Source organism: Nocardia sp. NPDC004722 (assembly GCF_053601505.1).
In genome coordinates this window covers 1-4145 of record NZ_JBSGBY010000695.1, presented here as the reverse complement: position 1 = coordinate 4145, position 4145 = coordinate 1, and the positions used below count along the sequence as shown (strand labels likewise).

General features: G+C 68.7%; 7 protein-coding genes. 5 read left to right on the top strand and 2 right to left on the bottom strand.

The genetic code is table 11. The features are described 5' to 3' along the window. On the bottom strand, positions 1-273 hold a 273-nt coding region (locus ACWELQ_RS40025), incomplete at its 3' end, for a prepilin peptidase (protein WP_452402211.1). A gap of 150 nt (positions 274-423) precedes the next feature. On the opposite strand from ACWELQ_RS40025, the gene ACWELQ_RS40020 reads away from it, so the two are divergent. The 5 genes from ACWELQ_RS40020 to ACWELQ_RS40000 all read left to right on the top strand — a co-directional run bounded on the left by ACWELQ_RS40020 (position 424) and on the right by ACWELQ_RS40000 (position 3946). Beyond that, on the top strand, positions 424-1548 hold the full coding sequence (locus ACWELQ_RS40020; protein WP_452402210.1) for a M24 family metallopeptidase: 1125 nt from the start codon (positions 424-426) through the stop codon (positions 1546-1548). Between the two features lie 39 nt (positions 1549-1587). Next, positions 1588-2151: an elongation factor P gene (gene efp, locus ACWELQ_RS40015; protein WP_452402209.1), complete on the top strand. Its 564-nt coding sequence runs from the start codon at positions 1588-1590 to the stop codon at positions 2149-2151. Between the two features lie 20 nt (positions 2152-2171). Continuing rightward, positions 2172-2678, top strand: a complete 507-nt coding sequence (nusB, locus tag ACWELQ_RS40010) for a transcription antitermination factor NusB (RefSeq protein ID WP_452402208.1) — start codon at positions 2172-2174, stop codon at positions 2676-2678. 36 nt (positions 2679-2714) lie between these two features. Beyond that, on the top strand, positions 2715-2972 hold the full coding sequence (locus ACWELQ_RS40005; RefSeq protein WP_452402207.1) for a YciI family protein: 258 nt from the start codon (positions 2715-2717) through the stop codon (positions 2970-2972). Positions 2973-3097: 125 nt separating this feature from the next. Beyond that, a complete protein-coding gene (locus tag ACWELQ_RS40000) occupies positions 3098-3946 on the top strand; it encodes an SDR family oxidoreductase (protein ID WP_452402206.1) in 849 nt (282 codons plus the stop codon). Between the two features lie 7 nt (positions 3947-3953). Here the strand turns inward: ACWELQ_RS40000 and ACWELQ_RS39995 are convergent. Continuing rightward, on the bottom strand, positions 3954-4145 hold a 192-nt coding region (locus ACWELQ_RS39995; RefSeq protein ID WP_452402205.1), incomplete at its 5' end, for a zinc-binding dehydrogenase.

The following is a 4145-nucleotide window of genomic DNA, read 5'->3' as shown; positions in this document are numbered from 1 at the left end:
GCCGAGGGCCGTCGCCGCGCCTAGGCCGACGGCGAGTTTCACATCGCCCGCGCCGAGTGCGGCAGGGTGGGCGAGGTGCACGGCCAGGTAAGGGAGCGTGAGCAGGGCGGCACCGAAGAGCGCGGGTAGGGCTGCGCCCGCGGCGAATCCGTAGGCGAGCACCACTACCGCGCCCGGAAGGGTGAGGGCGTCGGGCAGGCGCCGCGCGCGCAGATCGCAGGCGCTGAGCGCGGCGCACCAGAGTGCCAGTGCGAGAAGCGGAATCGGGGCCATGTATCGAGGTTCTCGCGATTTCCGGGTGCGTGGGGCGGCGGATCGCGAAATGTGGATAACTACTTCGGTTGTGGACAGCGGGGTTTCCGTCACCGCCCCTTTCACGTGTTGCGTGTCGGTGTTGCGGCGTGTCGGCGGTAGCTTTGACGCATGTCTGCTGATCACGAACTGACCCAGCGACCCGACTACGCGCTGCGCCGGGCCAACCTGCGCAACCTGCTCGTGGAGAATCGCGTCGACGCCCTGCTGGTGACGGACCTGATCAACATCCGCTACCTGACCGGATTCACCGGCTCGAACGCCGCACTCCTGGTGTACGCCTGGGATTCCAGCGAGGACCGCACCATCATCTGCACCGACGGCCGCTACCTCACCCAGGTCGGCGTGCAGGTGCCGGATCTACGAGCCGAGATCAACCGGGCCAGCGCGCGCCGCGTCGTCGAGATCGCGGGGGAGTGGCAGACCGGCCGGGTCGGCTTCGAGAGCCAGATCATGACCTTCGAACAGCATCGCGGCCTGTCGGCGCTGGCCACCGGCTTGGAACTGGTGCCGGTCTCGGGCCTGGTCGAACAGCTGCGCATGGTCAAGGACGCCTACGAGGTGGACCGGCTGCGCGCGGCCTGCGACGCCGCGGACGCGGCCCTGGCCGTTCTGCTCGAGAGCGGCGGCCTGCGCCCCGGCCGCACCGAACGCCAGGTGGCCCGCGACCTCGAGTGGCAGATGTTCGAGCACGGCGCGGAGGCGGTCGCCTTCGAGACCATTGTCGCCGCCGGCGCGAATTCGGCTGTCCCGCATCACCGTCCGACCGAGGCGGTGCTGGCCGCCGGCGATTTCGTGAAACTGGACTTCGGAGCGGTGGTCGGCGGCTACCACTCCGACATGACCCGCACCTTCGTGCTCGGGCAGCCCACCGACTGGCAGCGCGAGGTATACGAACTGGTCAACGCCGCGCAGGCGGCGGGCCGCGCGGCGCTCGCCCCGGGTGTCTCGACCAAGGCGGTCGACAAGGCGTCGCGCTCGGTCATCGAGGCGGCCGGTCACGGCGAGCTGTTCGTGCACGGCCTCGGACACGGCGTCGGCCTGCAGATCCATGAAGCGCCCGGAATCGCCAAAACGGGCACGGGTACACTTCTCGATGGCGTGGCGGTGACCGTCGAGCCAGGTGTGTACTTCCCCGGCCGCGGTGGTGTCCGGATCGAGGACACGCTTGTGGTTCGCAAGGGGGGCCCGGAACTGCTCACCCGCACCAGCAAAGACCTGACCGTCGTCGACTGACGCGCGGTTGTATAACGACTAGTAGGAGATCCGAGGACAGTGGCGGACACCAGCGACTTCAAGAACGGCCTCGTGCTGAAGATCGACAACAATCTGCAGCAGATTGTCGAGTTCCAGCATGTGAAGCCGGGTAAGGGTCCCGCCTTCGTGCGCACCAAGCTGAAGAACGTGGTCTCGGGCAAGGTCGTCGACAAGACCTTCAACGCCGGCGTCAAGGTGGAGACCGCGACCGTCGACCGTCGCGACATGACGTACCTGTACAAGGACGGCGAAGACTTCATCTTCATGGACGGCGAGACCTACGACCAGATCCACCTGAGCGAGACCCTGCTGGGCCGCAACGCGGGCTTCCTGCTGGAGAACATGGCCGTGCAGGTCGCCATGCACGAGGGTGAGGCGCTGTTCGTCGAGCTCCCCGTCGCCATCGACGTCATCGTCACCCACACCGAGCCGGGCCTGCAGGGCGACCGCTCCTCGGCCGGCACCAAGCCCGCCACCGTGGAGACCGGCGCCGAGGTCCAGGTGCCGCTGTTCATCAACCAGGGTGACAAGCTGCGCATCGACACCCGCGACGGCAGCTACATCAGCCGCGTCAACTCCTGACGCGACGGATAATGTCTTCCGTGGCCGATCAATCGGACAAGAAGTTCAAGAAGCTCGGCGCACGGCACAAGGCGCGTCGGCGTGCGGTGGATCTGCTCTTCGAGGCGGAGGCCCGCGATATCGATCCCGCGGACCTGCTCACCGAGCGGGTCTCGCTGTCGGTGCGTGAGGAGTCCGTAGCTCCGATCAACCCCTACACCCGCGTCCTGGTCGAAGGCGTCGCCGACGATCTGGACCGGGTGGACGGCACCATCGAGTCGTATCTCTCGCAGGACTGGACGCTGCCGCGGCTGCCCGCCGTGGACCGCGCCATCCTGCGGGTGGCGGTGTGGGAGTTGTTCCACGCCAACGACGTTCCCCCGGTGGTGGCCGTGGACGAGGCGGTGGAGCTGGCCAAGGAGCTCTCCACCGACGACTCCCCGTCGTTCATCAACGGCGTCCTCGGCCAGGTGGTCCAGGTGGCCCCGCAGGTCCGGGCCGCCGCGGCGGCGACCCGCGCGGTCGTGCCGCCCGCCGACGCCGAATAGCCTCGGCCGAGCCGTAGTTCGAAGGAGAAGCGCAGGGTGCGCAAGTATCTCGTGATGGCCATGCGCACCCCGCGCTTCGACGACTCCGTCATCGTTCCGCACAAGGAATGGCTGGCGGCGGTCCGCGAGCGCGGACAGCTGGTGGAGACCGGCAAATTCACCGACGGCAGCGGCGGCGCGTACGTGATCACCGCCGAAACGTTCGCTGCCGCACAGGATCTGGTGCACACCGATCCGATTCACACCACGGGCGCTTCGGAACTCACCGTCTACGAGTGGGAAATCACCGGCTGAGCACGCCCGTCCCGGTTCCAAGATCGAACCGCGAAACCGGTTCTGTAGCACCGCCGAGTGCGGCACCCTCGGATCAGGCGTCCCGCGCGGGCAGTCGGTTCGGCGGGTGGCGGAAGGAACCGACGATGGCGCGGGCTCGTGAGACGGTGGCGGGAAAAGTCGTGGCGGTGACCGGCGGCGGCCGGGGGATCGGGTTCGCCATCGCGCGGGCGGTGCGCGATGCGGGCGGCACCGTCGTGATCGGGGATGTCGACACGGCGGCGGTCGAGAAGGCCGGAGCCGAACTAGGGGTCACCGCGCTTCCGTTGGATGTGACCGAGCGAAAGTCGTTCGAGGACTTCGTCGAGGGCGTCGAAGCGGCGGCGGGACCCCTGGATGTGCTGATCAACAATGCGGGACTGATGCCCATCGGGCCGGTGATCACGGTGACCGACGACGAGGCCGCCCGCTGCATCGACGTGAATCTGCACGGGGTGATGCTCGGGACGCAGCTGGCCTTGCGGCGCATGCTGCCGCGCGGCCGCGGGCAGATCGTGAACATCGCCTCGGTGGCCGGGGTGACGCCCGCGCCGGGCATCGCGCTGTACAACGCGAGCAAAGCGGGGGTGGTGGCGTTCACCGAGGCCACCCGGATCGAGGTGCTGCGCAGCGGCGTGCGGGTGGGCGCGGTGCTGCCGTCGTTCACCAATACCGAATTGATCTCCGGCACCGGGCATCCCAAGGGGCAGCGGCCGCTCGAGCCCGCCGATGTCGCGGCCGGGGTGCTCGACATGATCGCCCGGCCGCGACCGCGGCTCACCGTGCCGCGCGGCTTGGGAGTGATGCTGCGGCTGGGCGCGCTCTACCCGGAGCGGCTGACCCGCGCCCTGTATCGGTGGATGGACGTCGACACCATGTTCGTCGATGTCGACCAGGCCGCGCGCGCCGGATACGACGCCAGAATCCATGGGACGCCCGGGGATTCGGCCGGGTGATCTCGCGCTACGGGTGCGCGGGCGTCAGCACGATGGTGCCCTTGGCGGCCCGTTCCTCCAGCAGTCGATGCGCTCGAGCGGCCTGATCCAACGGCAAGACGCGATCGCCCAGCGGCGTGATCGACCCTGCCGCGGCCCTTTCCAGGGCTTCCCCGCGCGCGGCGGCGACCCCGGCCAGCCAGGCGGGTCCGGAGCAGCC